Here is a 26,171-nt window from a genome sequence, read left to right as displayed (position 1 = left end):
GAAAAGGGATACAATGGAAAACTATCTTGATAGAATTACGATAGATGAGGCAGTTTGTAATGGCAAACCAACGATAAGAGGTTATCGGATAACGGTTAAAACGATTCTTGAATATTTGGCAGCCGGAGAAAGCTATGATGGTATTTTAGAAGCATATTCATTTTTGGAAGAAGCGGATATCAAAGCTTGTATCCAATTTGCCGCTAGAACAATGGACAGCGAGCACCATTCCTTAATTGCAGCTTAATGGCGCCCAATCGCTTTCTTATCGACGTAAATCTTCCGAAGTTTTTTAGTTTCTTCAATTCGAATGCGTTTGAGTTTGTCATTGATATCAATGGTAAGTGGCCTGATAAAGACATTTGGGAATACGCAAGAGAACACGATCTGGTGATCGTTACGAAGGACACAGACTTCTACTATCGATGTCTATTGGATAATGAGCCAGTCAGAGTAATTTATTTAAAGCTTGGTAACCTGCTGATCCGGGATTTGCATCTGTTTTTTCACCAAAATTGGAACACAATTGTCACGCATCTTCCCAACGCAAGGATGATCATTGCTACACCAACCGGAATTGATATTATTGGAATTTAATTCTGCAAAATCCGTGGGTACAATATTTATGTTACATTATTAAAATGTAATCGTTTATCCCTTTGACCAAATCCCCCGGACATACAATCGTTGAACATTGGTTTAAGGCCAAGAAGTGGAAGTGGGCGGCGTTTCAGAAGGAGGCGGCGGAGGCTTATCTGAATGGTAAAAGCGGCCTGGTGAATGCGCCGACGGGGAGTGGAAAGACTTATTCGCTCTGGCTTCCGATATTAATCCGGCATATTAATGAAAAGGCGAATAAGGAACTCAAACCAAAACGAGGTTTGCAAGTTCTGTGGATCACGCCTTTGCGCGCTTTGTCCAAGGACTTATTCCGGAATATGGAAAGCGCTGCGCTGGAAATGAACCTGACCTGGCGCGTAGGCATTCGCACCGGCGATACTAATTCCAAAGAAAAAAGCGATCAGAAAAAGCAAATGCCCGATGCGCTGATCATTACGCCGGAAAGCCTGCATATTCTTTTTGCACAAAAAAACAGCACAGAAATATTTAAAAACCTGCACACCATCGTCGTCGATGAATGGCACGAGCTTATGGGCAGCAAGCGCGGAACACAAACGGAACTGGCGCTGGCAAGGCTCAGAAGCATCAGGCCGGATCTCCAAACCTGGGGCATTTCGGCAACCATCGGCAACCTCGACGAGGCGAAACATGTGCTGCTCGGCATGAAGTTCCCGGTTGCCAAGTCCACGGTGATCAAGGCAAATACAGATAAAAAAATCCTGGTCGAAAGCATTATTCCTGAACGCGTGCAGACGTTGCCGTGGTCGGGATATATGGGGACGAGCCTGGTTGACCAGGTGGTAAAAATCGTCAATGAGAGTAATACGACGCTGCTTTTTACCAACACGCGTTCCGGAACCGAAATCTGGTATCGCACCATTATTGATAAATATCCTGAATTTGCGGGCATTATGGCGTTACACCATGCATCGCTGGACCGGGAAATAAGGGACTGGGTGGAGGAAGCACTGCACGACGAGCGGCTCAAACTGGTGATATGCACGGCCAGCCTCGATCTAGGGGTCGATTTTCGGCCCGTTGATACGGTCATTCAGGTTGGTAGTCCGAAGAGCATTGCGCGGTTTATTCAACGTGCGGGCAGGAGTGGTCACAGACCGGGTGTGGATAGTAAAATTTATTTCTGTCCTACCAATGCTTTGGAGCTGATTGAGGCTGTTTCGCTTCGGGAAGGCGTCGCCAAAAATATGCTGGAAGACCGTCCGCCCGTGGCTCATGCATTCGATGTGTTGGCGCAGTGGATGATGACTTTGGCAGTGGGCGAAGGTTTTGATGAGGCTCAATTGTTTGATGAAGTTTGTGACGCTTATGGTTATCAATATCTGAACCGGCAGGAGTGGGAGTGGCTTTTGGGATACATTACCACCGGAAGCTCTTCGCTTCATGTATATGATGAGTACAAGAAAGTAGAGCGTGTCGATGGCCTGTATAAGGTGACGAGCCGACGCGTCGCATTGCGTCACAGGCTGAGTATGGGAACGATTGTCTCGGAAACAGGCATTAAGGTGAAGCTGCAAAGCGGGAAATATCTGGGAACGGTTGAGGAATCGTTTGTTACCTGGATGAAACCGGGGGACGTTTTTACTTTCGCGGGCATGACCGTTGAGTTCTTGCGGATCCATGAGATGACGGTTAGTGTCAAAAAAGCAGAGGGTAAAAAAGGCTTTCTGGTGCGCTGGGCTGGCGGAAGAATGCCGCTGTCGTCTCAGTTGTCCACATTCATCCGCGAGCGATTGGCCGATGCCCTTGAAAATCCGCATAAAGAGCTCGAACTTGCCAAAATGCAGCCATTATTGGAATTGCAGGCAAGCCGGTCTATGATTCCAAAGACCGACGAACTGCTTATAGAGCAATGTGAAACCCGGGAAGGTCATCATATTTTCATATTCCCATTTGAAGGCCGTTTGGTGCATGAAGGGATGTCCATTATACTGGCCTATCGCCTGAGTCAACTTAAACCCATTACATTCTCAGTGGCTATGAATGATTATGGTTTTGAATTATTGAGCGATCAATATGTTGATTTTGAGCAGGTAATGAAGGAAGTTGATCTTTTTTCAACGAAGCATTTGGTCGATGACATTTATCAAAGTGTGAATGCAACCGAAATGGCCAAACGGAAATTCAGGGAAATTGCCGCAATTTCGGGATTAATGTTTCAGGGTTATCCGGGCAAAAATGTCAAAACACGGCAGTTACAGGCTTCCAGCTCGCTGCTGTTTACGGTAATGACCAAATATGAAGACAACAATTTGCTGATCAAGCAGGCTTACCAGGAAGTTTTGACTTACCAATTGCAGGAAGTGCGGATGCGGGAGGCGCTTGACCGGATCGCAACTCAGAAAATAATTGTAAAACAAACCCGCAAACCAACGCCTTTTTCGTTCCCTATTATGGTAGACCGGCTACGCGAGCAACTTACATCAGAAAAGCTGGATGACCGGATCCAGAAAATGATCAAACAGTATAGTAATGCAGATTGAAATCAAAGAAAACCATTTTATTTTACTCACACAAAGAGCTATTTTTTGGCAGGAAACGCAGACATTACTAATCGGAGACCTTCATTTAGGCAAGATCACCCATTTCAGAAAAGAGGGAATTGCGGTGCCGCCTAATGCCATTGAAAACAATTTCGAAAGATTAAACGAGCTGGTTCAAAACACTGGTGCCACCCGCATCATTTTCCTAGGAGACCTGTTTCATGCACAATACAACGCTGAATGGGAGCTTTTTAAGAACTGGCGCACGGCACATCATTACATTGAAATGCTGATCGTTATCGGCAATCACGACATTTTGCCGGTAAGTATGTTCCTGGAATGCAACCTGGAAGTGCATTTAAACGATTATGAAGAAGGCAATTTCATTTTCACCCACCACCCAAAAGTCGATGCAGTTTCAGGAAAATTCATCTTTGCAGGCCACGTTCACCCCGTTTTCACAACCTACGGAAAAGGCCGCCAAAGCGTGCGTCTGCCGTGTTTCGTAATCGATAACCATCAAGCCATCGTCCCAAGCTTCGGCGTTTTCACAGGCGGTTTTCAAATGGACCTGGCCAAGGACAGGAAGATTTATATTACGACGGAGACCAAGGTTTTTTCGGTTTGTTAATGCGGTTTTCCTTGATTTGGCTATGTTTCAGACATATAATGTGTTCTTATAACCATCCCCGAGTTTCGCAATCAAAGTTGCCACACGGAGCTGGTTCACGATATGTTCCCGCATTTCTGGTGTTACCTGGCTCAGGTTTTCTGTAAATAAAAAGGTTTCTATCATTGCGTGCAGCGACCCAATCATTTCGCTTCCTTTATCTGTTTGAAAAAACTCTTTTACGATCTCAAATTGCTGCCTTAACGCGGCTTCGTTACCGATAATTTTTTCATTCCCGCCGTTCATTTCTTTGTTTGTTGAATTTTGTAGTGTGTACATATTTTTGATGAAGTTTGATTGTGAACTTGATTGAACCGAACCCGGATGCCATTGTTCTGTGGCAATGCTCCGGGTTTTTTTGCAGACCTGATTTGCGGAGAACTCCATAAAATTCAGGTAAATAAAAAGCCTTGTTAAGGCTTGTATTTGACCAATGTTTCGATCTCAAAATGACCATATTCGAGCAAAATTTGTTTCATTCGTTTTTCGGATATTCCTTTTCCGTATATGTAATCCTGCATTGCCTGCACCGCTTTCCCTCTTTTCATCTCCGGCGTCAATGTAGGATATAAATTCTTTACCCACCACTCAAAAGCTTCTTCTACGGAGCTGAATGTTTTCATTTTTCAAAGATAGTTGTTTTACGGAGAAATCCATAATGTTGGTATTGCCTTTAAATTTTTCATTCCTGCCGTTTATTTTTTTTGTGAGATTATAGTTGAGTCGTATTTATATATTCGTATGGGTCAAGATGCATCTAACACTATGAGATTTATATCAAATACAGTTTCCAAAGCCGTTATTGGCAAAGAAGCTAAAAAGCTTATAAAAGCGGTCCGAGAGAACAGGCATGTTGCTAATGAGCAGGCAATGGAGACTATTAAGCGCATTGTGGAGCGCAGATCTATTAATTGCGAGTAATGTTTGGATTCATGATTGTCAATCCCGAAGAAAAGCTTCTGCCTCTCGCTTATCCTCCGGCAATTCTCTCTGATTATCCGCGGTTTTCATAAACTCCAAAATCTCCCCATATCTACCATTCCAGGGATTGAAAAATTGAGTGATCATGGGAATGTGTTTTTTGCCTTTTTGAATGTGGTAGGGTGTTTCTGGTGCGTAGGTTTTTAGGGCTTTGATGAATTTTTCGTTGCTTGCCAGGATGGAAGGATAGGTTTTTCCGCCCCGGTATATAAGCATGGGAGGCATGTTGCTGTGCAGGTGATACAGTGGTGTGGCTTTTTTCCAGGTGTCGGGGTTGTTGGAAAATGTGTTGAGATAGGTGTTGCCTTTTTCGAATTTTTCTTCTTGCAAATATCCGTACATATCCAGCCCGGCGGCGTCGATGAGGATCACCCCTGCAAGTGGATTTTCCAGGCCGATGTTTTTGAAATAATGTTCATCCGTGGCAACCAATGTCGCAAGATGGCCGCCTGCGGAATGTCCGGACAGGAAGATTCTGTCAGGATTTCCACCATACTGACTGATATTTTTCTTCACCCAATCAACAGATTTGGCAACGGAAATGGCCATGTCATCATAGCCCGCAGAGGGGCTCAGTGGGTAGTCCACAAGCACGGTTACCACCCCTTTTTTGGCCCAATGTCCTCCAATAATGTTGTATTGCGACTTCTTGCCGGAATTCCAGTTGCCGCCATGAACAAAAATCAGGACATCACTGGCCTCGGAATGCTTCTTTGGCGCAAACACATTGAGTTGCTGTTCTGCGGAAGTTTTATCTGCTTTTTGGTATACAATATTCTTCGACTTCGTTATCCTTTTAAAAGAACAACCTGATAATGTGAGCATAAATGCGCCCAATAAAATCATTAAAAGTATTAGTGTGATCCGTGCCTGCGCTTTCATAAATCTTTCAGAATATGGTAACACATACGAGAGAAGCATCTTAAAAGATTTAAAAGCAAGTAGTTAAATCATGGCGGCGGCTTAATTTTATTATTCTGGTGGAAAAAATAGAGGGCAATATGGCTGAGGTGATTAACATTAAAGTGAACGGCAAAACCCACCGCGTTACTGCGGACCCGGAAATGCCGCTGCTTTATCTTTTACGAAATAACCTGCAACTGAATGGCCCGAAATATGGCTGTGGCATAGAACGTTGCGGCAGTTGCATGGTGCTCTTGAATGGCAAAGCGCAACCTTCTTGCGTAATTCCGGGCTCGGCTGCGGCAGTTTATGAAGTGACAACATTGGAAGGACTTTCCAATAATAATGTGCTTGATCCGATCCAAGAGGCATTTATTGAAGAGCAGGCTGCGCAATGTGGCTATTGCACTAGCGGGATGATCATTTCTGCTAAGGCACTTTTAACAGAAAACAAAAATCCAACTGACCAGCAAATACGGCAGGCTTTGCAACGGAATTTGTGCCGATGCGGAACGCACACGCGCATTATTAGTGCTGTAAAAAAGGCGGCTGCTAAATTGAATAAATGATGGACGAATTGAATGATATAAGGTCTGGCAGACGTGGTTTTCTCCGGAGTTCGGGTTATCTGCTGATGGGTTTTACGCTCATGCCCGGACTTGGATTTTCTATGCAGCCGGATGAATGTTACTCGCCGGAACAAACGTTGATCGCAGATCGTGAGGCAATTGATTCGTGGATCAGATTTGATGATACGGGCATTCTGACGGTGTTAACAGGTAAAATGGAGCTTGGGCAGGGAATACGGACGGCATTAATGCAAATGGCAGCTGAGGAACTGGACATTGAGATGAAGCAAGTTCGTATCATCATCGCGGACACCGGGCAAACGCAGGACGAGCGCTATACGGCCGGAAGCGGGTCCATTGAAGGAAGCGGAAATGCGATCAGAAATGCTGCTGCTGAGGCTCGGAAGTATCTTTTGACACTGGCAGCAAAGGAATTAGGATCAAATGTGAATGAACTTTCGGTTCAAAATGGAATTGTTAAATCAGCCAAAAATCAGAAAACAATTGCCTATACAGATCTTGTAAAAGGAAAACGTCTGGAAGCAGAAGTCACTGGAAAGGCTGATCTGAAAAAGCCTGGTAATTACAAGCTTGTCGGTAAGCCTATCAAAAGGACTGACATTCAAGAGATAGCGGTGGCGAAAACGCATTTTATCCAGGATCTGAGGTTCCCGGATATGTTGCATGCGCGGGTGATGAGGCCATCGGTTTATAATGCCAAATTGATTTCGCTTCCAACGGAACAAATCCAAAAATCCCCTGGCGTTTTGAAAATCGTAACTAACGGAAGTTTCGTTGCTGTGATTGCTTCGCAGGAATACGAGAGCATGAAGGCGTTGGGTAAAATGAAGGAGCTGGCCAAATGGGAAACCACGCCGATAACGCCTTTGCCAGGTCAGTTGTACGCTGATATGATCAAAAATGGCAGTGCCGGCGAAATTGTGGAAGGAGATAAAAGTGCAAATAGTAAGGTTTGGGAGAACGGAACAACACTCGAAGCGGAATACAAACGGCCTTATCAAATGCATGGCTCCATAGGCCCGTCTTGCGCGATCGGTCTCTGGAAGGATGATCAGCTGACGATCTGGTCACATACGCAGGGCGTGTATCCTTTGCGAAGCACAATCAGCGATTTGGTGGGTCTGCCTCTGGAAAAAATCAGGGTCATAGGCATGCCGGGCGCGGGTTGCTATGGACATAATGGCGCGGATGATGTGGGAGGTGATGCTGCGTTACTGTCTCTGCAAATGCCTGGAAAGCCGGTTCGCGTGCAATGGATGCGGGAAGATGAGCACAAATGGGAGCCTTATGGGTCTGCTATGGTGCTGAAAATTAAAGCTGCATTGACTGCTGATGGCAAAGTAACTGCCTGGGAAACAGATATATGGTCGGACACACATAGTTCACGGCCAGGTGGAAAGGCGGGGCATTTAATTGCAGGACAGCATTTGGAAAAGCCATTTGCTTTTGAAGGCGGTGGATTTGCAGGAGGCACGCATCGGAATTCGCTTCCGTTGTATGATTTTGAATTCAAAAATGCCTCTGTTCACAGTTATAAAGGCCCTTTACGGACTTCTGCTTTGCGAAGTTTGGGTGCCTATGGCAACATTTTCGCATTGGAATCTTTCATGGATGAGCTGGCGGTGAAAGCCGGGAAAGATCCCGTTCAATTCCGTTTGGATCATTTAAACGATGATAGGGCCAAAGAAGTGACTACGACTTTGGTGAAAAAAGCAGGTTGGGATTTGAAAAAAGAGCCCGGATTAGGAAAGGGTTTTGCTTTTGCTCAATATAAAAATAATGCTTCCTACTTCGCTGTAAAGGCCGAAATCAAGCTGGATAGGGCGGCAAAAACCTACCGTCTGGTAAAATTGACAGGCGTAATTGATGCAGGGCAAGCCATTAATCCGGACGGGATTGTCAATCAGACTTCCGGCGGGATGATCCAGGCCGCGAGCTGGACCATGTTGGAGCAAGTTCAGTATGGTGCAAATGGTGTGGAAAGCAGTTCGTGGGAAACTTATCCGATTTTCCGTTTTGAAGATGTGCCTCACACAGAAGTGTTTGTGATTGACCGGCCGGAACTAGAACCGCTGGGTGCGGGAGAAGCGGCACAAGGGCCCGTGTCAGCTGCGATTGCAAATGCTATTTTTGATGCGACAGGAAGCCGTTTGCGAGAGCTTCCGTTGACTCCTGATAAAATCGATTGGACGAAAATCAGCTGACCGGGACAGGTCGGGCAGCATTACTAAATGCAAGATGCCTTGCGATAACACGGATCAGCTCGTCCGCCTTGAATGGTTTGGTCACAAAATCATTGAAATGGCAGGATTCAAGTTCCGGGGCGTTTTCAGCGAAAGTGTCTGCTGTAAAGGCGATTACGGGAACATGCGTATATTTCGGATACTGGCTCCGGATGGTTTTCATGGCCGTAATGCCATCCATAACCGGCATCTGAATGTCCATTAAAATAAGGTCATAACCATCGTTTCCGTCGAGGCTGGTCAGCACTTCCCGGCCGTTCCCGCAAATGGTAAATTCTGCTTCCCATCTTTTGAGTAAATGTTTGAGTAGCATCTGGTTAGCAGGAACATCGTCCGCTGCCAGGATCCTGAAACCTTTCAGCGACAGGTTTTCGGGCGCGCTGGCTTTTTCTTCTTCTAACGAAAGTCCGCCTTTTCCAAAATTGAGCACAACACTGAAAGTCGCACCTTCGCCAAGCTTGCTTTTGGCGGAAATGGTGCCGTTCATCAGTTCTGTGATTTTACGGGTAATGCTTAAACCGAGGCCGGTTCCACCGAAATATCTGGTGGCATTGTTGTGGTGCGCCTGTGAAAAGCTTTCGAAAATGTCGTTTAACTTGTCTTCGGAAATGCCTATGCCTGAGTCAGATACATCAATCCTGAGATCCACATTCCTGCCATGGTCTTTTTCCAGCTGAACGGCAATTTTGACAAAACCGTTTTCTGTAAACTTAATGGCATTGCCAACCAGATTATTGAGAATTTGATTCAGACGGTATGCGTCGCCCATGAGGATCTTAGGAACGTCATCGGCACATTCAAACAGCAGGTCAATGGATTTTTCCCTTGCCCGCACATCAAATGTCCGGATCAGCACATCCAGCTTTTCTTTTAAGTCAAACTGAAAACTTTCCAGCCCGAATTTTCCAGCTTCAATTTTAGAAAAATCAAGAATGTCGTTCAGGATAACGAGCAGGTTATCAGCCGAACTTTTGATCATTTTCAAATATTCCTTGTCCTGTCCCTGGAAATCGCTGTTTAAGAGAATATCGGTAAAACCAATAATCCCGTTCATAGGCGTGCGGATCTCATGGCTCATTGTGGACAGGAAGTCAGACTTGATGCGCGTTGCTTCTTCGGCGTCGCGCTTCGCTTGTATGAGTTCCTGTTCCGCCTGTTTCCGGCTGGTAATGTCTATTGCTGTGCCAAGCACTTCCTGCACAGTTCCTGCTTCATTGCGCTTAAACGGCACTTCACGAGTGATAATCCAGACTTCCGAACCATCTTTGTGTTTGAGCCTGAACTCCTTTTCAATCACATCTTCATCCTTCACATAATGCCGCATATAATGATAATGCCGCCGGAAAGTAAGCTGATCCTGATTATTAATAATCTGTTTCAGCCCGTTCTTAGAGTCGGTAGCAATGTCATCTTCGGAGTAGCCCAGTATCTTCCAGATTTGTTTATTATGAAAAATGTTGGTCCATTTCTCAATGTCGATCACATAGATAATGTTAGGTGACAGGAGGGCGATTTTATTTATAAATTCCTCTTTCTCAGCCAATTCATGCCTTGCGTCTTCCCGGTCTTTTTCCACTTCGAGCATTTGCCCGAGTGTGTGAAAAGCCTTGGTCAGCTTTTCGGCCGTGATCTCGGATTTGGGATAATAATCCGTTGCACCCGCTTTCATCATTTCCACGGCAATCCGCTCGTCGCCCTGGGAAGTGAGCACGATAACGGGCAGCTGCGGCGCCCTTTCTTTGATCTTTTTCAGCAATTCCAGTCCGCTCGTTTTGGGCAGCTGGTAATCCAGGAATACGCAGCCCGGCACCCAGGAATCGAGGGTTAGCAGCGCATCTTCGGCATATTTGCAGATTTTAACCTCTCCAATCTCCACCTGAGACTTCCTGATCGCCCGCAATAAGTTCATTGCGTCGATCTCATCATCTTCAACCAGAAGAATACTGATAGGGGCCATAGAATGGAGAATATGCGTTGTTTGGATTATCCGGGATATTCGCAGAGTGTCCAGTAACTGTTGAGCGTGGAAACGGCCGAAATGAAGCGGTCCATTGAAAGCGGTTTTAGAATATAACCCGCTACATTCAGGTTGAAAGCCTCAATTTTGTCGCTGTCTTCATTGGAAGTTGTCATTACAAAAACCGACAAAGAGCTCAGTTCAGGATCCTGGCGGATCTCTTTCAAAAACTCAATTCCACCCATTCTAGGCATATTGAGGTCTAATAACACAATTCTTGGCTTTGGGCTGTCGGATGAACCGGAGCGTAGCACTTCGAGCGCTTCAATGCCATTTGAAGCCACGATAAGCGGGTTGGAAATATTGTTCTTTTTAAATGCGCGCTTCACATTCATTACATCTACTTCATCGTCTTCAACCAATAATATGGTCATGGGGACTGGGGTTAAGGGGAACATTTTTGTGAAATTCTAGTTACGGAAAGGGTTATGTTTAGAGGGAAATTTCTGCTTCTTTGGCTTCGCTTTTAGGCCAGGTGAATATAAATTTAGTGCCTTCCTTCATGGTAGATTCGATACGGATCAAGCCGCCTTTTTCGTCAAGGATCTTTTTAACAATGGCTAGTCCTACGCCTGTGCTCTCTATCTCGTCGCGTGCCTGCAAGGTTTGGAAAATGACAAAAATGCGATCGTGAAATTCGGGGCTTATGCCCGGGCCATTGTCACGAACGTAAAATTCGTACTTGGTGTCTTCCTCCGTCCAGCCCACCGTGATTTCTATTTCAGGCTTGTCATTGTACTTAATGCCGTTGGAAATCAGGTTTTGAAGGATTTGGGTCAATGTGATTTTTTCCGTTTCGAGCTCCATGGACATATTTCCATCGAAAACGAAACTGACGGGCTTTTTGCTGTTGAATGTTTCGTGCAGATCTTCCAAAAGAGAACTGATCACAAACCGCTCTTTCACCGTCTTCATCCGGCCCGCCCTTGAATAGGATAAAATACCATTAATAAGGCTTTCCATACGGTGAACGCGCCCGCGGAGCAGTTTGAACTGGTCCAGCGTATCGCCTTCGAGCAAATGGCTGATATCTTCTTCAATCCACTCGGAAAGGTTATTGATAGCGCGCAGAGGCGCTTTCAAATCGTGACTTACGACATATGCAAACTGGTCCAGCTCAGCATTGATGCGTTCCAGGTCACGCATGTAGGATTTTAATTTCTTTTCTGCCGAAACGCGCTCCGTAACGTCCGAAAATGTGCCAATGTAGCCAGTTAGCGCATGATCATGGAATTGTTTTGTAAGCGAAACGCCTATCCAGATCTCTTTTTTCTGTGCCGTGAAAACCTTGATGGTTGCATTGATCGTCGATTCCCCGGAACTCAGCATTTCACTGATCTCCTCTTGCGAATCGGAGAAGAAATCCATCCAATTGCGGTTAAGACATTCACTTACCGTGTAGCCTGTGATGGTTTCCCAGGCCTTATTCATGTAAATGATGTTGCCATTCCGATCAAGCTGCACCAAAACTTCGGTAATACTGCTCACCACTTCTTCCAATCGCTTGTTGGTCAGTTCGGCTTCTTCGGTTTTCTCTGCGGCAATGCGGCTCAGTTCGCGGTTGGCCTTGAAAAGTTCGCCGGAGCTTTGTTCCAGAATAAGCTCTACGCGGCCAAGGTCGTCCTGATATTCAGTATATGCTTGATTTACAGATAACAAAAAGTCCTGCAGATCGGGATGTTCGGCAAGTTCGGGCGGCAGCGATTTCCGGATCTGACGTTTCAGTAACCGGTGATAATTGACGTCCGTAAGTTCGGGCATGTTCATTTTAATATTCTCTGAAAGTTGTAACGGTCATTGTCTGGTTGTGCAGCTCGCACAGCGAATTGCGGTTGAACGGCGCAAGCTCTCCATACGAATAAAAGCCTGTGATCACCGGACTATCCAGCACATCGGATACGCTTTCAACTTCTTCTTCAACCATTTGTTTGAGCACCAGCTTTCTGCCCACACAACTTACCAGAATGGCAAACTCAGGGCTGTTTTTAAGACCTTCCGAAGCGGCCTGAGCGGCTTCTTCGGCGCCGTTAATAAGCCTGTCGTTATTTGCTTTCATCAAACGAACAAATGAGCCCTCGGGAATATCGCCTGCAAAAGTGAGGCTTTTTTCATCTTCATTAATACCCAGGATCGTCCGCACAACCGGTGCACGATCTTCGCTGTCACGCATGCTAAGCGGGAAAAGTAACCCGGAAGCAGGCAGTTCTTTGGCCTTGTCGCCCAGGAACGATTTGTACAGATCGAGCGCAGGCTCGCCGTCAATTTCAAACAATATATTCTCTTTTGATCTCGTCACACGCCTGTCCAGCCCGAAGCTGTCCCATCCGCCCCGCGAACCAAAGCCGATCGTCAGGTTTTCACCATAAAAGCCGATGGCCGCCACCGTCTCACTGGCAATGTTTCCGTCTGGTTCAACAATCACAGTTCTTGCAAAATGCGATCCGTCGCCGGCGAGTCCGCCTGTAAGCGAAACTTCGGAACCCAGCCCTTCAGCCATGCCTTTTACGAGGTCGGTGCCATTTACTTTCAGTCCGTCTGAGACTACAAAAACGTGTTTCAGGCCCTCTTTCGGAAGTTGTGAAACAAGGTTTTTACCGGCTTCAATGCTGCTGAAATGAATGTCTTCCAGCGCAACTTTGGAGCTTTTGACGATTGTATCATCAAATCGGATCGCAGTAATGATGATGGTATTGTCTTTTACCGAAACGTTAGAGATTTCGCCTGCTGTGGAGCAACCGGAAAAAAGAGCTTCGGGATAAAGTGCTGCCAGCTGGGCAATTACATCGCTTTTTTCGAGGAGTTCCCGGTTTCCGAATACAAAAAAGAGTTGGGGTGAAAAGGAAAAGGTGACGTTCGAGGAGGCATTGGTGTACACCAATTGTTTGATTTCCATAAAAGATTGATCGGGCTCATGAATTTGATCAACAATTTACAGAAAACTTTTGACTGGCGAATTAATTTTACGCTGAACCAAAAATTTATACTGGTGAAACGAACATTAAGAGAGTGAGGGAAATGAAATTCCCTTGATTTTCCTGAATAATTCAACCGCATACAAGTCTGTCATCCCCGAAACGAAGTCCAGAACAGTCTGGATTTTCGCATATTCGTCCGTTTTTGAAGTTATAAACTGCTTGGGAATCAGATCCACCAGCTTGCGTGAATAATGTGAATTGTTATTGAGATAAGCAGGGACAAATTCTTCCAGCAAGCCGCCCATCACCTTGTAACCAGCCACTTCGATCTGGACGACGGAGGAATAGTTGTAAATTTTATTGACTGAAATCTTCGCAATGTCCTTCATAACAGAGCGGTAAGGCTCCTGGATTGCGTCGATAAGGCCCGAGTTGAAGTCGCCGCTGAGGATAGCATCCTGTTCATTGTAAAACAACTCGGAACATTGGAAAATCAATGTGCTGATGGATTTGGCCCGTAACAAGCTGATTTTGGCATCTTCATCATCAATTTCCAAAAGGCGGGCTGGCATTTTAGGATCGTTGCAAAGGCGTAGCAACAATGTTTCCACCTCGCTATACGACAATATTTTCAGCCTGTGGGCGTCTTCGAGATCGATAATGTTGTAGCAAATGTCATCCGCAGCTTCAACCAGGTAAACCAGTGGATGGCGCTTGTACACCAATGGTGATTCCGTAACCATATCCAGTTCCAAATCTGCTGCAATCTTTTGAAAACCAGTCTGCTCCGACTGAAAGAAGCCGTATTTTTTTGTGTAAATGTTCGATTTATTATGTCCTGCAATGGACTCGCAGGGATATTTGGCAATGGCTGCAAGCGTAGAGTAAGTGAGTGCAAAACTGCCGTAACCTTTGCCCGCATAAGGGTGCGTGAGAATGCGGAATGCGTTGGCGTTGCCCTCAAAATGCGTCAGATCAGCCCATTGTGATTCGGTAACCTTGTCGCGATATTGTAAACCGGCATCATTGGTAAAATAATGTGAGATCGCCGCCTCGCCTGAATGCCCGAATGCAGGATTACCCAAGTCGTGCGCCAGGCAGGCGGCCGACACAATGTTCCCTATTTCACTGATCAGCGGCAATTTATCATCAATGTTCGGATCGTCCTTTTTGAGTTTATTATAGAAAATCCTTCCTAAGGACTTGCCGACACTGGCCACTTCCAAGCTGTGTGTAAGCCGGTTATGGACAAATACGCTGCCCGGGAGCGGGAAAACCTGTGTTTTGTTTTGCAGTCTTCGGAATGGGGAAGAAAAAATCAGTCGGTCGTAATCACGCTGGAATTCCGATCGTGCCTCAGCCGGATCGGCATTGTATTTGTCTTCACTGCCCCACCGTTTCGCCGAAAGTAATTTCTCCCACTTCATTATTCAAGAATTTTAATTGTCGGCAAAACTAATCCCTTTCCGGTAATTAAGGAATAACAGGCGCTGTGGATTGCAATGGGCCGACAACTGGCATTGGTAGTTTCGCAAGTCGGGGCGCTTTTGATTTCTACACGGATTCCATTTGAAGATCTAAATTCAAGATATATGAAAAGGCTTTTAATTATAATCGCATTCGTAGCCAATGCGCTCATCATAAGCACTTCCGGAACATTGTCGGCTGCAACTGGCCACGATTTGGAAGGTCATACAAAGGACGAGAAACTGGCCAAAGAAATGGTGACCGTTGTCACGGCATTTCTCGAATCACTTTCTGCCGACCAGCTTTCAGAAACAAAGCTTCCTTACGACGATCCTGCCCGTTTCGACTGGAATTTTACGCCCCGGAAGCGAAAAGGGATTACTTTCAAAACCATGAGTGAATCGCAGCGGAAGTCGGCCATGGATATGATCAGGCTTGTTTTGAGCCAGGAAGGTTATACCAAAGCCGAGCAGATCATTGACCTGGAAAATGTGCTCAGGGTTGTTGAAACACGCCCTGCTAACGACACTTACCGCGATCCCGAAAACTTTGCATTCCTCGTTTTTGGCGAGCCGGGAAGCGATCCCTGGGGTTGGCGGGTGGAAGGCCATCATTTATCGCTGCACTTCTCATCCATCAAAGGTGAAATTGCTTACACACCGAGTTTTATGGGCAGTAATCCGGGTAACGTCATGGCCAATGTTCCTCAAAAGGGCCTGCGGATCCTGAAAAATGAAGAAGATTCAGCATTTGAACTATTACACTTATTGAATGAAAAGCAGCTCGAAAAAGCGGTTATAGGAAACCCTGCACCCAACGAAATGTTCACTTCCAATTCCAGGAAGGCATCTTTGGAAAAAATGCAAGGCATCCCGATGGGAGAAATGACCGCCGCGCAGAAAGCAGCATTCAAAAAACTCATCATGTCATATTTGCAGCGTTACCACGTAACATTAAAAAACCAGCAATGGGCCGAGCTGGAAAAAACCGGCCTCGACAAAATACATTTCGCCTGGATGGGCGACCAGAAAAACATCATCGGTTCAGGCCAGGGCCACTATTACCGCATCCACGGCCCCACCTTCCTCATCGAATTCGACAATACCCAAAACGGAGGCAACCACATTCATTCGGTGGTAAGGGATTTGGTAAATGATTTTGGGGAAGATATGTTGCGGAGGCATTATGAGAAGGCGCATTAACTTTGTGTATGATAACAACCCACACCCACCACCATTACTACATTATCAACAAGCCGCCCAACATGGTTTCACAGTTTGTGAGTCCGGATGATGTGGGGTTGCTGGGGGATCTGGCGTTTGAATTTCCGGAAGGGATTCATGCGATTGGACGGTTGGATGGACATTCTGAGGGGCTTTTGATCCTTACCACGAATAAGAGAGTAACCAATCTGCTGTTTCAGGGAGAGGTTCCGCATAAGCGCACTTACTGGGTGAATGTGGGACATCACGTCAGTGAGGAAACGCTGCATAAACTCAGGACGGGCATTGCCATACGAATAAAAGGAGACGTTGAATATGTGACGTCACCGTGCGAAGTTGAGATCATTCCCAGGCCTGAAATATTAGCGCCACATGCCAGTGAAAGCTGGGAAGGCGTGCCCAACACCTGGCTCAAAATCACATTGACAGAAGGAAAATATCATCAGATCCGTAAAATGGTGCGGACCGCTGGTCACCGCTGCAAACGACTTATCCGGGTCAGTATAGAGGATCTGGAATTGGGAGACCTTGTTGCCGGTGGTGTAAAAGAGATTGAGGAAAGCGAATTTTTTAGGTTATTGAAGATCGATAACTGGAAATAACGAAAACAACCCCGACATGAACTTAATAGGCAACATTATCTGGCTCATCTTTGGCGGATTCATCGTCTTTCTGGAATATATGATTGCCGGCCTGGCGCTCTGCCTGACCATCATCGGCATTCCGTTTGGTATTCAATGCTTTAAAATAGGTCTTCTGACGCTATTTCCTTTCGGGCAGCAGGTTAGGGAGGTTCCGGGGAACACCGGCTGTTTATCCACGATATTTAACATTCTCTGGATTGTGCTGGGCGGCATCTGGATTGCGCTTACGCATCTTATTTTTGGTGTGATCCTCGCCATAACGATTATAGGACTGCCCTTTGCGCGCCAACATTTTAAGCTGATGAGCTTGTCCTTCACGCCGTTTGGCAAAGAAATTTACTAGTCATTATTTCATTTGACTGTAAAAAACATGAAAGCCATTATAATCTCGCAGCCCGGCGGCCCGGAAGTGCTTCAAACAGAGGAGCGGCCAATGCCTCAACCGGCTGCTAACCAAGTCCTGATTAAGGTTTATGCGGCAGGGATCAACCGTCCCGACGTGTTTCAGCGCAAGGGAAATTATCCGCCGCCGACATGGGCGCCACAGGATATTCCGGGTCTGGAAGTTGCAGGAATTATTGAGCAGGTTGGGCATGATGTTGCTGATTGGAAAAAAGGCGATGCCGTTTGTGCATTGCTGCCAGGAGGCGGTTATGCGGATTATGCGGTTGCGCAAGCAGGCCACTGTCTGCCTGTTCCCGGCGGCTTCGATTTCGTGCAGGCGGCTTCCCTTCCGGAAACGGTTTTTACGGTTTGGCACAATGCATTTCAAAGAGGCGGTTTAAAAAGCGGCGACAATTTCCTGGTTCATGGTGGCACAAGCGGAATCGGGATTACGGCCATTCAGCTTGCAAAAGCATGGGGAGCAAAGGTTTTCGCAACGGCTGGCTCGGAGGAAAAATGCAGTGCTTGCGTTACGCTGGGTGCGGATATTTGTATTAACTACAAAACCGATGATTTCGAAGAAAAGCTTAAAAATGAAGGCATAGACGTCATTCTGGATATGGTAGGCGGTGATTATATTCCTAAAAATATCCGGTTGCTGCGGGAAGATGGGCGGCTGGTTTTTATCAACACCATGAAAGGCAGCAAGCTCGAAGGCACCGAAGTAGATTTCGGCATGATCATGAAAAAGCGCCTGACAATCACCGGCAGCACGCTGCGCAATAGAAGCGATGAATTCAAAACGGCACTTGCGAAGGAAATACGGGCGAATGTTTGGCCGATTATAGAAAGCGGAGACTTCAAAACCGTCATAGCAGCTCAATTTCCATTAAACGAAGCCTCAAAAGCACAGGCATTAATGGAAACGAGCGGGCATATCGGGAAAATTGTCCTGGTTAATGATTGGGAGTCGTAACCCAGTTGTCGCTTAATTTCTTATTCAAAATATCTGAAATCTGTTTTGCCTGCGCGTATACCATCAAATGTCCGGCGCCATCGATTGACACATCGGGTTTCACCATTTTTATCGGGATCAATTTATCGGCGGTGCCGTGAATGTGATACAGGTTTTCCAGATTGTCCTGTCTTTTCCAGCTGCCCATTCTTACCAAAGCCCATTTTAAAAAACGGCTGTCGGTGTCGTGTAAAATGGATTTCAGCAGCGATTTCAGCTCGGGTGTATCCGCACCGAAAAATTTATAGGTAAATGTATTGGTTGATTTCAAAAACGGAGCTGCGAATGGGCTTAGTAACAAAAATTTGGTTAACCCCTGATAAAATTTTGAAACCGGGACGCCGGTTGGTGTGCTAGAAATGATGACAATCTGCTCTGGATGAACGATATGTGCAAGTTCTGAGGCGACAATCCCCCCAAATGATAAGCCTACCAACTGAAATGGCCGGGTCGTGTCAATTTGTGAAACGAGCCTGCCCGCATAATCTGTGATACTTTCCTTTTTTAATGGTTCTATCCAATCTATATAATGTACCGCAAAACGGTCGTCCAGTTCCAATTTGCTAAAAACACGTTTATCAGCGCCTAAGCCGCTCAAAAAGTAGAGATTCATTTTGTCGTTGTCCGGCGCTGTTGGTCGTTGGTGCGTATTCGCCGTTCCAGCCGATAAAGTATGCTCATTTCCTAAATTTGCTACAAACGATTTTTCTAACGGTCGGTTCGCACCATTTAACGTAGCTTGACCGAAAATTTCGGCGCTCCGAACCGTTAGATAAATGGTCAGGCAGATGTGGGAAATGTTGATATTCGAAAGCATAATCGATCTTAAAAGTCAATCGAATATACGTAACGGGCCACGAAAAAGATTGCGCTACTTCGCGAAATTGAACCTGAGTCCGGCCATAGCCCATCGTCCCGGCATTTTAGAACCCAACAAGTCGCTGTACTGAACGTCGAATGCATTATCGGCCTGCACAAATACGGCCAGACTGCGCTTCAGGAAAGCATATTCAGCCTTGGCGTTGAGTAAAAAATAATCTTTCGAAATGTTCGCCTCGATAGCCGAAGCCGCCCGTTCGGCCCTGTTTTTATACAAACCATTCACACTGAACGAAAATGCGGAAATCTGGTAAATCGCAGAAAAATTACCCAGGAACTTGGCGTGTGACGAAACGTAGAATGAAGGCTGCGCATTGCTGCTTTCGCTGTTCAGCCAGGTTAACCCTGCATTGAAAATGACTTTTTGATTGGCAGAAATTGTATTGACTGTTTGAAAATCAAGTTCAAAGCCGGTTGTGTTCACTTCCGCAATGTTCAATGCAAGGCCAAAAGTCCCGGTGGGCGAAAGGTTTTCTTTGCGCGGCATTTGGGCATACGGCGTTGAAACATAATCGATCAGGTCGTTTTGCAGCCTTTGGAAAAATGTGCCTGAAATTTTCAGCTGATTGGTGCTGCTATTAGTCAAAAACCAGTCGGCGCCCGCTTCATAACTGAATGATCTTTCCGCTTTCAATGCAGGATTGCCCACATTTCCGCCCGTTACCAATGCTTTTTGAAAGTTATTAAACCGCTCTGTAAAATCGGCATCCCGGATCGTTTTGCCCGCGCTTCCGCGTAATTGCCAGTTTTCTTTTTTGTAAGATAAATTAATCTGAGGCACCACTTCCGAACCGATGCTTTCCCGCCAATCCAATCTGACAGAAGGCGTTACAGTGAAATCGGAACCGATATTTTGTACCAAAGAAATAAATGGTGCGAGCTGGCTCAGCGAATGATCGCCACGGTCATTGGAGGCAATGTTGCGGTTCTGGTAATTAAGCCCGGCGATCAGGTTCGTGCTTTGGGTGAAGGTTTGCTGCCAGGTCAGCAAGCCCTGCCATAGTTGTGATTTGCTGTCATTCGCAATGGAATGCGGGTTAAACATATACTGGTCCCTCACAAATTTATAGCCACCATCGAGCGTGATGGCCGTTTTAGCTTTCCTATAACTAATTTTAACCTGATTCCAGGAAGTTTTTACCTTCTCGCTGGCCGTGTCGGATTTTAAAGCTGTGTAGAAATTCTGAGCAGCGAAATCCCGGTGATCATAAGAACTTCTCACGGCCACATTCAAGTTCGGGGAAAGTGCGTAGTTCAGGGATAGGGATGCGGTGTTGTTATGAAAGTATCCTTTTATGCCACGCTGCTGAACGCCTGAGGCATTATTTGATAAAAAACCACCTGAAACTGCTAGTTTATTTCTCTGAACGAATGCGCCTGCATTTGCATTTCTTAACCCATATTCTCCACCTGTCAATGCTGCATTAATGCTCGTTTTTGTTGTTTCGGCAGCATTTTCAGCATCATTACCCGACTGTAACCGCGCAGCAAATGTTTTGGAAATAACATGGATCACACCGCCCACTGCATCGGAGCCATAAATAGCCGAAGATGCGCCTTTCAAAACTTCAATCCGTTCAATTTCAGCAGGTGAAATGGGGATATAAGCATTGAAATGCCCTGTGTTGGGATCATTCAATCGTAAACCATCCAGAATGATCAGGACGTGCTGAAACGTTCCACCGCGTAGCACAATGTCACTCTGCGAACCCATCGGCCCGCGCGCCTGAATTTCCACGCCCGGCACATAACGCAGCAGATCATCGATGCTGTGCACGGGCAGGTTTTGGAAATACTCGCCTTTAATAACAGCAATGTTACGGCCAGTTTCGGATGCGCGTTTTTCCACAAGAGAGGAAGTGACAGTAACCGGATCAAGCGAAATATCCTGTGCATAAAGCGGATGCAAAAGGCCTAATAAACTAATAAGTCCAAGGCTTGTAAAAACAAAAACTGCCGGGCCTTTCAAGACCCGGATCAGAAAAGAAAGGAAAGTTGTCATCATGGCTGAGATATCAGAATCAAATATATTTTCTACAAACTTACTATCTTGCCGGACTGTTAACATGCTCCGGTTTTAAGTTTATGAGTAGTCCGGTTGAGATTCCATTCCAAAGTATTGTATCCATCGACCGGCAAAATGAGACGCCGGTTTACCTGCAAATTTCGCGTCAGATGATCAATGCGATCCAGCGCGGCGTGCTTTATACAGGCGCCAGATTGCCCGGAACACGCTCACTGGCTGAGATTTTATCGGTTCATAGAAAAACCGTGGTGGCCGCTTATAATGAACTCGATGCGCAGGGGTGGATCGAACTTCGGCCGAACAAGGGAACATTCGTCACCCAAAAATCACCTGCAATTGCTGATAGTCCGGCGTCTTTTAATGCTGATTATCTTGTCAAATATCCTCAAAAAGCGGGTTTTGCATTTGAAGAAAGCATGCTGCTGGACAGGCCGGTTTCCGTTTCCAAAGCTGAACTGGAATTCACCGACGGTCTTCCCGACGTGCGCCTGGCACCCATGGACAAGCTGGCAAAAGCCTATTCCAGCGTTTTGAGACGAAATAATAACCGCAAATTGCTCAGTTACTCGCATGTGGAAGGCAATGCGTTTTTCAGGACGAAACTGGCTGACTACCTGAATAATACGCGCGGCTTGCATATTGGCAAAGAGAACATTATCACCACGCGCGGCATTCAAATGGGCATTTACCTGGCCTCCATGCTGCTCCTCAAAAAAGGCGATCACGTGGTGGTGGGTAACCTGAGTTACTATACGGCGAATATGATTTTCCAACAGGCCGGGGCCAACATTATTTCGGTTCTGGTGGATGAGCAGGGCATATCGGTGGAAGCAGTGCGGAAGTTGTGCGAAACAAAACGGATACGGATGCTTTACATCACACCGCATCATCATTATCCCACAACGGTGACGCTGAGCGCGGAGCGGCGCATGGAATTGCTTAATCTTTCGGTGCAATATGGCTTCATTATCCTGGAAGACGACCATGATTATGATTTTCACTATAATAGCAGTCCGGTTTTGCCGCTTGCAAGCGCCGATCCGGCGGGAATGGTGGTTTATATCGGCTCATTCTGCAAAGCGCTGGCGCCCGGACTGCGCTCCGGCTACATTGTGGCGCCGCAAAACCTGATTACGGAACTGGGGAAATTTCGGAGGATCATCGACCGCCAGGGAGATCTGATGATGGAGCAGGCATTGGGTGAACTTTTGGATGAAGGAGAAATTCAGCGGCATATCAAGAAAGCACAGAAGGTTTATCATCAGCGACGCGATCTTTTGGGAACATTACTGCAAGCAGATTTCCAGGAATATCTCCATTTTAAAACACCTCCCGGCGGCCTGGCGATCTGGACAGAATGGCGGAAGGACGTTAATCTAATGCGCCTTAGCAAGAACTGTTTGAAACAAAACCTGCATTTACCACAGACATTACTCTTCCAAACCGGCCAGCTGAGTGCTATGCGGCTTGGATTTGGGAATCTGGATGAAGGAGAAATCCGGACGGCGGTTGAAATCCTGAATTATTCAATTAATTTGTGATTTAATCATATCCTTCTGGTTTTCACTTTGCTTTCTTCCCAACATATGAATAAGAGAACCTTTATTAAACTTTCATCCGCATTAATGACAGCTCCATTATTTACACCATTAACCGGCTGGACAAACACCGATAAATTGAAAAACTGGGCAGGGAATTTAGAATACAGCACGCAAAAGCTGGATCAGGCGAAGAATCTGGCACAGGTTCAGGACATTGTGAAGAAATATCCAAAGCTTAAAGTGCTTGGAACCAAGCATTGCTTCAATAACATTGCGGACACCAAAGATCAGTTTATTTCCTTGGTAAATGCGGAGGAGCAGATGGTTTTGGATGAAAAAAACAAAACTGTAACCGTGAATTCCGGCATGAAATACGGACAATTGAGTCCATATCTGCATCAAAAAGGGTTTGCGCTGCATAATCTGGCATCCTTGCCGCACATTTCGGTTGCGGGTGCCTGCGCTACGGCCACGCACGGTTCAGGGGATAAAAATGGTAACCTGGCGACTGCGGTTTCGGGAATGGAGATTGTTACGGCGGCGGGTGATGTGATGCAACTGAGCCGTAAAAAGGATGGGGAGAAATTCAATGCGGCCGTTGTAAATCTGGGCGCTTTGGGCGTGGTAACGAAAGTAACACTGGATATTGTGCCGACATTCATGATGGGGCAGTTTGTGTATGAAAACCTGCCTCTGAATCAACTGAAGGATAATTTTGAAAAAATAGAATCGAGCGGATACAGCGTGAGCTTGTTCACAAACTGGCAAAGTAACGACATTACGGAGGTTTGGGTTAAGCAAAAAATAGAAGACGGAAAGCCGTTGAAAGCAGAAAAAGAATTCTTCGGCGCGAAACTGGCGACTAAAAACCTGCACCCGATCCCAGAACTGTCTGCCGAAAACTGCACCGAGCAAATGGGCGTTTCCGGTCCCTGGTATGAGCGCATGCCGCATTTCAAAATGGGCTTTACTCCCAGCAGCGGTGTGGAGCTGCAATCAGAATTTTTTGTGCCCAGAAAAAACGCGGTGGATGCGATTATGGCCATTTCCAAGCTGGGAAGCCAGGTCGGGCCGCATTTGCTAACTTCTGAAATACGAACTATCGCGGCGGACAATTTCTGGATGAGCCCTTGTTATAAGCAGGATTCTGTGGCGATTCATTTTACGTGGAAGCAGGAATGGGACGCCGTGAGCAAGCTGCTGCCAGTCATTGAGCGTGAGCTTGCGCCCTACAATGTGCGTCCGCATTGGGGAAAGCTGTTTTCGGTTTCGCCGGATCTGCTTGCAAAGCGTTATGTGAAAATGGAAGAATTCAAGGCGCTGGCCAAGGAAATGGATCCGAAAGGGAAGTTCAGGAATGACTTTCTGAACCTCAATATTTTCAGAGTTTGAAAAATTAATAGGCCTTTCGGTGAATGATTACGGCCCTTTATTTTGTTCTCTAATAGTCCGCTATGAATATTTTATGCTGACCAACATTCGTTGTGTAAGCGTGGATCAACACCTTGTAAACCAAATAAAATAATGGCAGCAAAATTGAGGGAACTTCCGAATGCAGGGGAGCCGAATATGGCCGAGCCGGCAGCAGCACGGGAAATTACATCCGATAAGATCATTGAATTATATATGCACGATTGCCTGGAACAGAATAAAAAGCCGGAGTCGGTTTACCTGTTCTGCAAGCGGCATGGCATCGTCGAGAAGGAATTTTACAAACATTTCTCTTCAATCGAAGCAATTGAAAAAAGCGTTTTTGTGAGCTTTCACAGACTGGCCGTTAACCTCATGAGACAAAGTGGCGATATGCCGTCGCTGGGTTTTCGGGATAAGCTTTTGACTTACTATTTTACTTATTTTGAGATACTTACAGCAAACAGAAGTTATGTTGTATTTGATCTCAAAAGTGAAAAGAACCGTTTGGCTGGGCTTATGAAGTTGAAAGATTTCCGGAGCCGGTTTAAATCGTTCGTTAATGAAATCAGCGAGGGTTATTTGAAATCCAAAAGCGAGCGGATCCGCAAGGCGCAACAGGATGCACTGGAAGAAGGTGCGTGGATACAGTTTATGGTAACCCTCAAATTCTGGTTGGATGACGAGTCTATCGGCTTTGAAAAAACAGACCTTTTCATCGAAAAATCAATCCGCGCAACATTCGATCTGATCGACATTACGCCGCTGGAAAGCGTCATCGATTTTGGTAAATTTCTCATCAAAGAAAAGTTAAAGTAGGAATGGAAACAATTGACAGCATCCCTACTTCGAAAATTCAGCGCGCAACCAGATTGATTTCGACCGGTGTAAAAATCGGGGGTAACTATTTAAAATATTACGGTGAGAAAATCACCAATCCTGAATCGGCGCGGGATAACTTGAATACTAACAACGCTGAGGATATTTACGACGGACTTAAGAACCTGAAAGGCAGTGCCCTAAAAGTGGCGCAAATGCTGAGTATGGAGAAAAATTTCCTTCCGCAGGCTTATGTGGAGAAATTTTCTTTGTCCCAATTCTCCGTTCCGCCGTTGTCGGCGCCGCTGGTTGTGAAGACATTCAGAAAGTATTTCGGCAAATCGCCGCTTGATCTTTTTGATTCCTTTGACGCCAATGCGATCAATGCTGCGAGCATTGGCCAGGTGCATAAAGCGACTAAAGACGGCAAGGATCTGGCTGTGAAAATCCAGTATCCGGGTGTTGCTGAAAGCATTTCTTCGGACCTGGCGATGGTGAAACCGATTGCGATGAGCATGTTCAACATTCAGGCAAAGGATTCGGATAAATATTTCAAGGAGGTTGAAACCAAGTTGACGGAGGAAACCAATTATTATCTCGAAATAGCTCAGAGCACGGAAATTGCCGAGGCCTGTGCACACATTCCTAACCTGCGTTTCCCGAAATATTATCCGGAATTATCCTGCGAAAGGGTAATTTCAATGGATTGGATGACGGGCAAGCATTTGTCGGAATTTACGAAAACGAATACGGACCAGAATCTGGCCAACAAGATCGGGCAGGCGCTTTGGGATTTTTATATGTTCCAGGTGCATCAGTTGCGAAAAGTGCATGCCGATCCCCATCCGGGCAATTTTCTGGTAGACGATGCCGGGAACCTGATCGCCATTGATTTTGGGTGCATTAAAGAGATTCCGGAGTCGTTTTACACGCCTTATTTTGAGCTGGCAGAGCCGGATAAGTTGAATGATCCTGAGATTTTCTATTCAAGAATGGAAGCGCTGGAAATTCTTTCGAGCAAGGACACGCCTCAGGAAACGGTTTATTTTTCGAAGCTTTTTAAAGAGATTTTATCGTTGCTAACCCAGCCGTTCCAGTCGGATACATTTGATTTTTCGGATGAAACTTTCTTTGGAAAACTGGCAGAATTGGGTGAGAAATATGCAAATGATAAAGAGCTGCGCAAAATGAATGTCAACCGCGGTTCCAAACATTTTATTTACATCAACCGCACATTCTTCGGGCTTTTCAGCTTGTTGCATGATTTGAAAGCGACCGTGGAAACGAAGCAACTGGTGGTGTAAAACATTGATTATCAAATT

Annotated in this window: 25 protein-coding genes; 15 read left to right on the top strand and 10 right to left on the bottom strand. The window is 45.9% G+C overall.

Translation table 11 applies throughout. The features are described from left to right. Positions 1-13 precede the first annotated feature (13 nt). From LZG74_RS23130 to pdeM, 4 genes are all read left to right on the top strand, one after another. On the top strand, positions 14-247 hold the full coding sequence (locus LZG74_RS23130; RefSeq protein WP_233798882.1) for a DUF433 domain-containing protein: 234 nt from the start codon (positions 14-16) through the stop codon (positions 245-247). After that, a complete protein-coding gene (locus LZG74_RS23125) occupies positions 247-597 on the top strand; it encodes a DUF5615 family PIN-like protein (RefSeq protein ID WP_233798881.1) in 351 nt (116 codons plus the stop codon). The genes LZG74_RS23130 and LZG74_RS23125 overlap by 1 nt, the downstream gene beginning before the upstream one ends. Before the next feature lie 62 nt (positions 598-659). After that, the gene (locus tag LZG74_RS23120) at positions 660-3,122 is read left to right on the top strand and encodes a ligase-associated DNA damage response DEXH box helicase (RefSeq protein WP_233798880.1); all 2,463 of its coding nucleotides are present in this window, start codon (positions 660-662) and stop codon (positions 3,120-3,122) included. Beyond that, the gene (gene pdeM / locus LZG74_RS23115; RefSeq protein WP_233798879.1) at positions 3,112-3,753 is read left to right on the top strand and encodes a ligase-associated DNA damage response endonuclease PdeM; all 642 of its coding nucleotides are present in this window, start codon (positions 3,112-3,114) and stop codon (positions 3,751-3,753) included. Before LZG74_RS23120 ends, pdeM begins: the two co-directional genes overlap by 11 nt. A gap of 27 nt (positions 3,754-3,780) precedes the next feature. On the opposite strand, the gene LZG74_RS23110 is transcribed toward pdeM, so the two are convergent. After that, a complete protein-coding gene (locus tag LZG74_RS23110) occupies positions 3,781-4,071 on the bottom strand; it encodes a hypothetical protein (RefSeq protein WP_233798878.1) in 291 nt (96 codons plus the stop codon). Positions 4,072-4,205: 134 nt separating this feature from the next. After that, positions 4,206-4,415, bottom strand: coding sequence for a hypothetical protein (locus LZG74_RS23105; RefSeq protein ID WP_233798877.1), 210 nt, complete (start codon positions 4,413-4,415; stop codon positions 4,206-4,208). Between the two features lie 142 nt (positions 4,416-4,557). On the opposite strand from LZG74_RS23105, the gene LZG74_RS23100 reads away from it, so the two are divergent. Continuing rightward, positions 4,558-4,713: a hypothetical protein gene (locus tag LZG74_RS23100; protein WP_233798876.1), complete on the top strand. Its 156-nt coding sequence runs from the start codon at positions 4,558-4,560 to the stop codon at positions 4,711-4,713. Between the two features lie 18 nt (positions 4,714-4,731). On the opposite strand, the gene LZG74_RS23095 is transcribed toward LZG74_RS23100, so the two are convergent. Beyond that, entirely contained in the window at positions 4,732-5,655 is a 924-nt protein-coding gene (locus LZG74_RS23095; RefSeq protein ID WP_233798875.1) for an alpha/beta hydrolase, read from the bottom strand. 98 nt (positions 5,656-5,753) lie between these two features. Between LZG74_RS23095 and LZG74_RS23090 the strand changes: the two genes are divergently transcribed. Together LZG74_RS23090 and LZG74_RS23085 are read left to right on the top strand one after the other, a co-directional pair. Then, complete coding sequence (locus tag LZG74_RS23090) at positions 5,754-6,245, top strand: (2Fe-2S)-binding protein (protein ID WP_233798874.1); 492 nt, start codon at positions 5,754-5,756, stop codon at positions 6,243-6,245. Beyond that, positions 6,242-8,470 carry a molybdopterin cofactor-binding domain-containing protein gene (locus tag LZG74_RS23085; protein WP_233798873.1) on the top strand — a complete coding sequence of 743 codons (2,229 nt, stop codon included), beginning with the start codon at positions 6,242-6,244 and terminating at the stop codon, positions 8,468-8,470. Before LZG74_RS23090 ends, LZG74_RS23085 begins: the two co-directional genes overlap by 4 nt. On the opposite strand, the gene LZG74_RS23080 is transcribed toward LZG74_RS23085, so the two are convergent. The 5 genes from LZG74_RS23080 to LZG74_RS23060 all read right to left on the bottom strand — a co-directional run bounded on the left by LZG74_RS23080 (position 8,463) and on the right by LZG74_RS23060 (position 14,868). Beyond that, a complete protein-coding gene (locus LZG74_RS23080) occupies positions 8,463-10,466 on the bottom strand; it encodes a response regulator (protein ID WP_233798872.1) in 2,004 nt (667 codons plus the stop codon). The two genes, LZG74_RS23085 and LZG74_RS23080, sit on opposite strands and share 8 nt — an antisense overlap. 26 nt (positions 10,467-10,492) lie before the next feature. Next, entirely contained in the window at positions 10,493-10,900 is a 408-nt protein-coding gene (locus tag LZG74_RS23075) for a response regulator (RefSeq protein ID WP_233798871.1), read from the bottom strand. Positions 10,901-10,958: 58 nt separating this feature from the next. After that, positions 10,959-12,287, bottom strand: coding sequence for an ATP-binding protein (locus tag LZG74_RS23070; RefSeq protein WP_233798870.1), 1,329 nt, complete (start codon positions 12,285-12,287; stop codon positions 10,959-10,961). A gap of 7 nt (positions 12,288-12,294) precedes the next feature. Next, positions 12,295-13,419 (bottom strand): FIST signal transduction protein, encoded by a 1,125-nt coding sequence (locus tag LZG74_RS23065; RefSeq protein WP_233798869.1) that lies wholly within the window; start codon positions 13,417-13,419, stop codon positions 12,295-12,297. A gap of 105 nt (positions 13,420-13,524) precedes the next feature. Then, positions 13,525-14,868 (bottom strand): deoxyguanosinetriphosphate triphosphohydrolase, encoded by a 1,344-nt coding sequence (locus LZG74_RS23060; protein WP_233798868.1) that lies wholly within the window; start codon positions 14,866-14,868, stop codon positions 13,525-13,527. Between the two features lie 165 nt (positions 14,869-15,033). Between LZG74_RS23060 and LZG74_RS23055 the strand changes: the two genes are divergently transcribed. Genes LZG74_RS23055 through LZG74_RS23040 form a run of 4 tightly spaced genes read left to right on the top strand, consistent with a single transcriptional unit; the run spans position 15,034 to position 18,135 of the window. Next, the gene (locus LZG74_RS23055; protein ID WP_233798867.1) at positions 15,034-16,110 is read left to right on the top strand and encodes a DUF3500 domain-containing protein; all 1,077 of its coding nucleotides are present in this window, start codon (positions 15,034-15,036) and stop codon (positions 16,108-16,110) included. Between the two features lie 8 nt (positions 16,111-16,118). Then, positions 16,119-16,733 (top strand): pseudouridine synthase, encoded by a 615-nt coding sequence (locus tag LZG74_RS23050; protein ID WP_233798866.1) that lies wholly within the window; start codon positions 16,119-16,121, stop codon positions 16,731-16,733. Positions 16,734-16,749: 16 nt separating this feature from the next. Then, positions 16,750-17,118 (top strand): YccF domain-containing protein, encoded by a 369-nt coding sequence (locus LZG74_RS23045; RefSeq protein WP_233798865.1) that lies wholly within the window; start codon positions 16,750-16,752, stop codon positions 17,116-17,118. 27 nt (positions 17,119-17,145) lie between these two features. Further along, entirely contained in the window at positions 17,146-18,135 is a 990-nt protein-coding gene (locus LZG74_RS23040; protein ID WP_233798864.1) for an NAD(P)H-quinone oxidoreductase, read from the top strand. Here the strand turns inward: LZG74_RS23040 and LZG74_RS23035 are convergent. Both LZG74_RS23035 and LZG74_RS23030 read right to left on the bottom strand, forming a co-directional pair. Next, entirely contained in the window at positions 18,116-18,991 is an 876-nt protein-coding gene (locus LZG74_RS23035) for an alpha/beta fold hydrolase (protein WP_233798863.1), read from the bottom strand. The two genes, LZG74_RS23040 and LZG74_RS23035, sit on opposite strands and share 20 nt — an antisense overlap. Positions 18,992-19,045: 54 nt before the next feature. After that, entirely contained in the window at positions 19,046-21,058 is a 2,013-nt protein-coding gene (locus LZG74_RS23030) for a TonB-dependent siderophore receptor (protein ID WP_233798862.1), read from the bottom strand. An 80-nt stretch (positions 21,059-21,138) separates the two neighbouring features. Here LZG74_RS23030 and LZG74_RS23025 point away from each other — a divergent pair, with 80 nt between their 5' ends. From LZG74_RS23025 to LZG74_RS23010, 4 genes are all read left to right on the top strand, one after another. Continuing rightward, positions 21,139-22,620: a PLP-dependent aminotransferase family protein gene (locus tag LZG74_RS23025; RefSeq protein ID WP_233798861.1), complete on the top strand. Its 1,482-nt coding sequence runs from the start codon at positions 21,139-21,141 to the stop codon at positions 22,618-22,620. 84 nt (positions 22,621-22,704) lie between these two features. Continuing rightward, positions 22,705-24,012, top strand: a complete 1,308-nt coding sequence (locus LZG74_RS23020) for a D-arabinono-1,4-lactone oxidase (RefSeq protein WP_233798860.1) — start codon at positions 22,705-22,707, stop codon at positions 24,010-24,012. Positions 24,013-24,144: 132 nt separating this feature from the next. Further along, positions 24,145-24,849, top strand: a complete 705-nt coding sequence (locus LZG74_RS23015) for a TetR family transcriptional regulator C-terminal domain-containing protein (protein ID WP_233798859.1) — start codon at positions 24,145-24,147, stop codon at positions 24,847-24,849. Between the two features lie 2 nt (positions 24,850-24,851). Next, on the top strand, positions 24,852-26,153 hold the full coding sequence (locus tag LZG74_RS23010) for an AarF/ABC1/UbiB kinase family protein (RefSeq protein WP_233798858.1): 1,302 nt from the start codon (positions 24,852-24,854) through the stop codon (positions 26,151-26,153). Positions 26,154-26,171: the final 18 nt, after the last annotated feature.

Source organism: Dyadobacter sp. CY327, from assembly GCF_021390415.1.
In the GTDB taxonomy this organism is placed as follows: Bacteria; Bacteroidota; Bacteroidia; order Cytophagales; family Spirosomataceae; genus Dyadobacter; species Dyadobacter chenhuakuii.
Note: the sequence above shows the minus strand (reverse complement) of the source record. Positions and strands in the feature narration are given on the sequence as shown.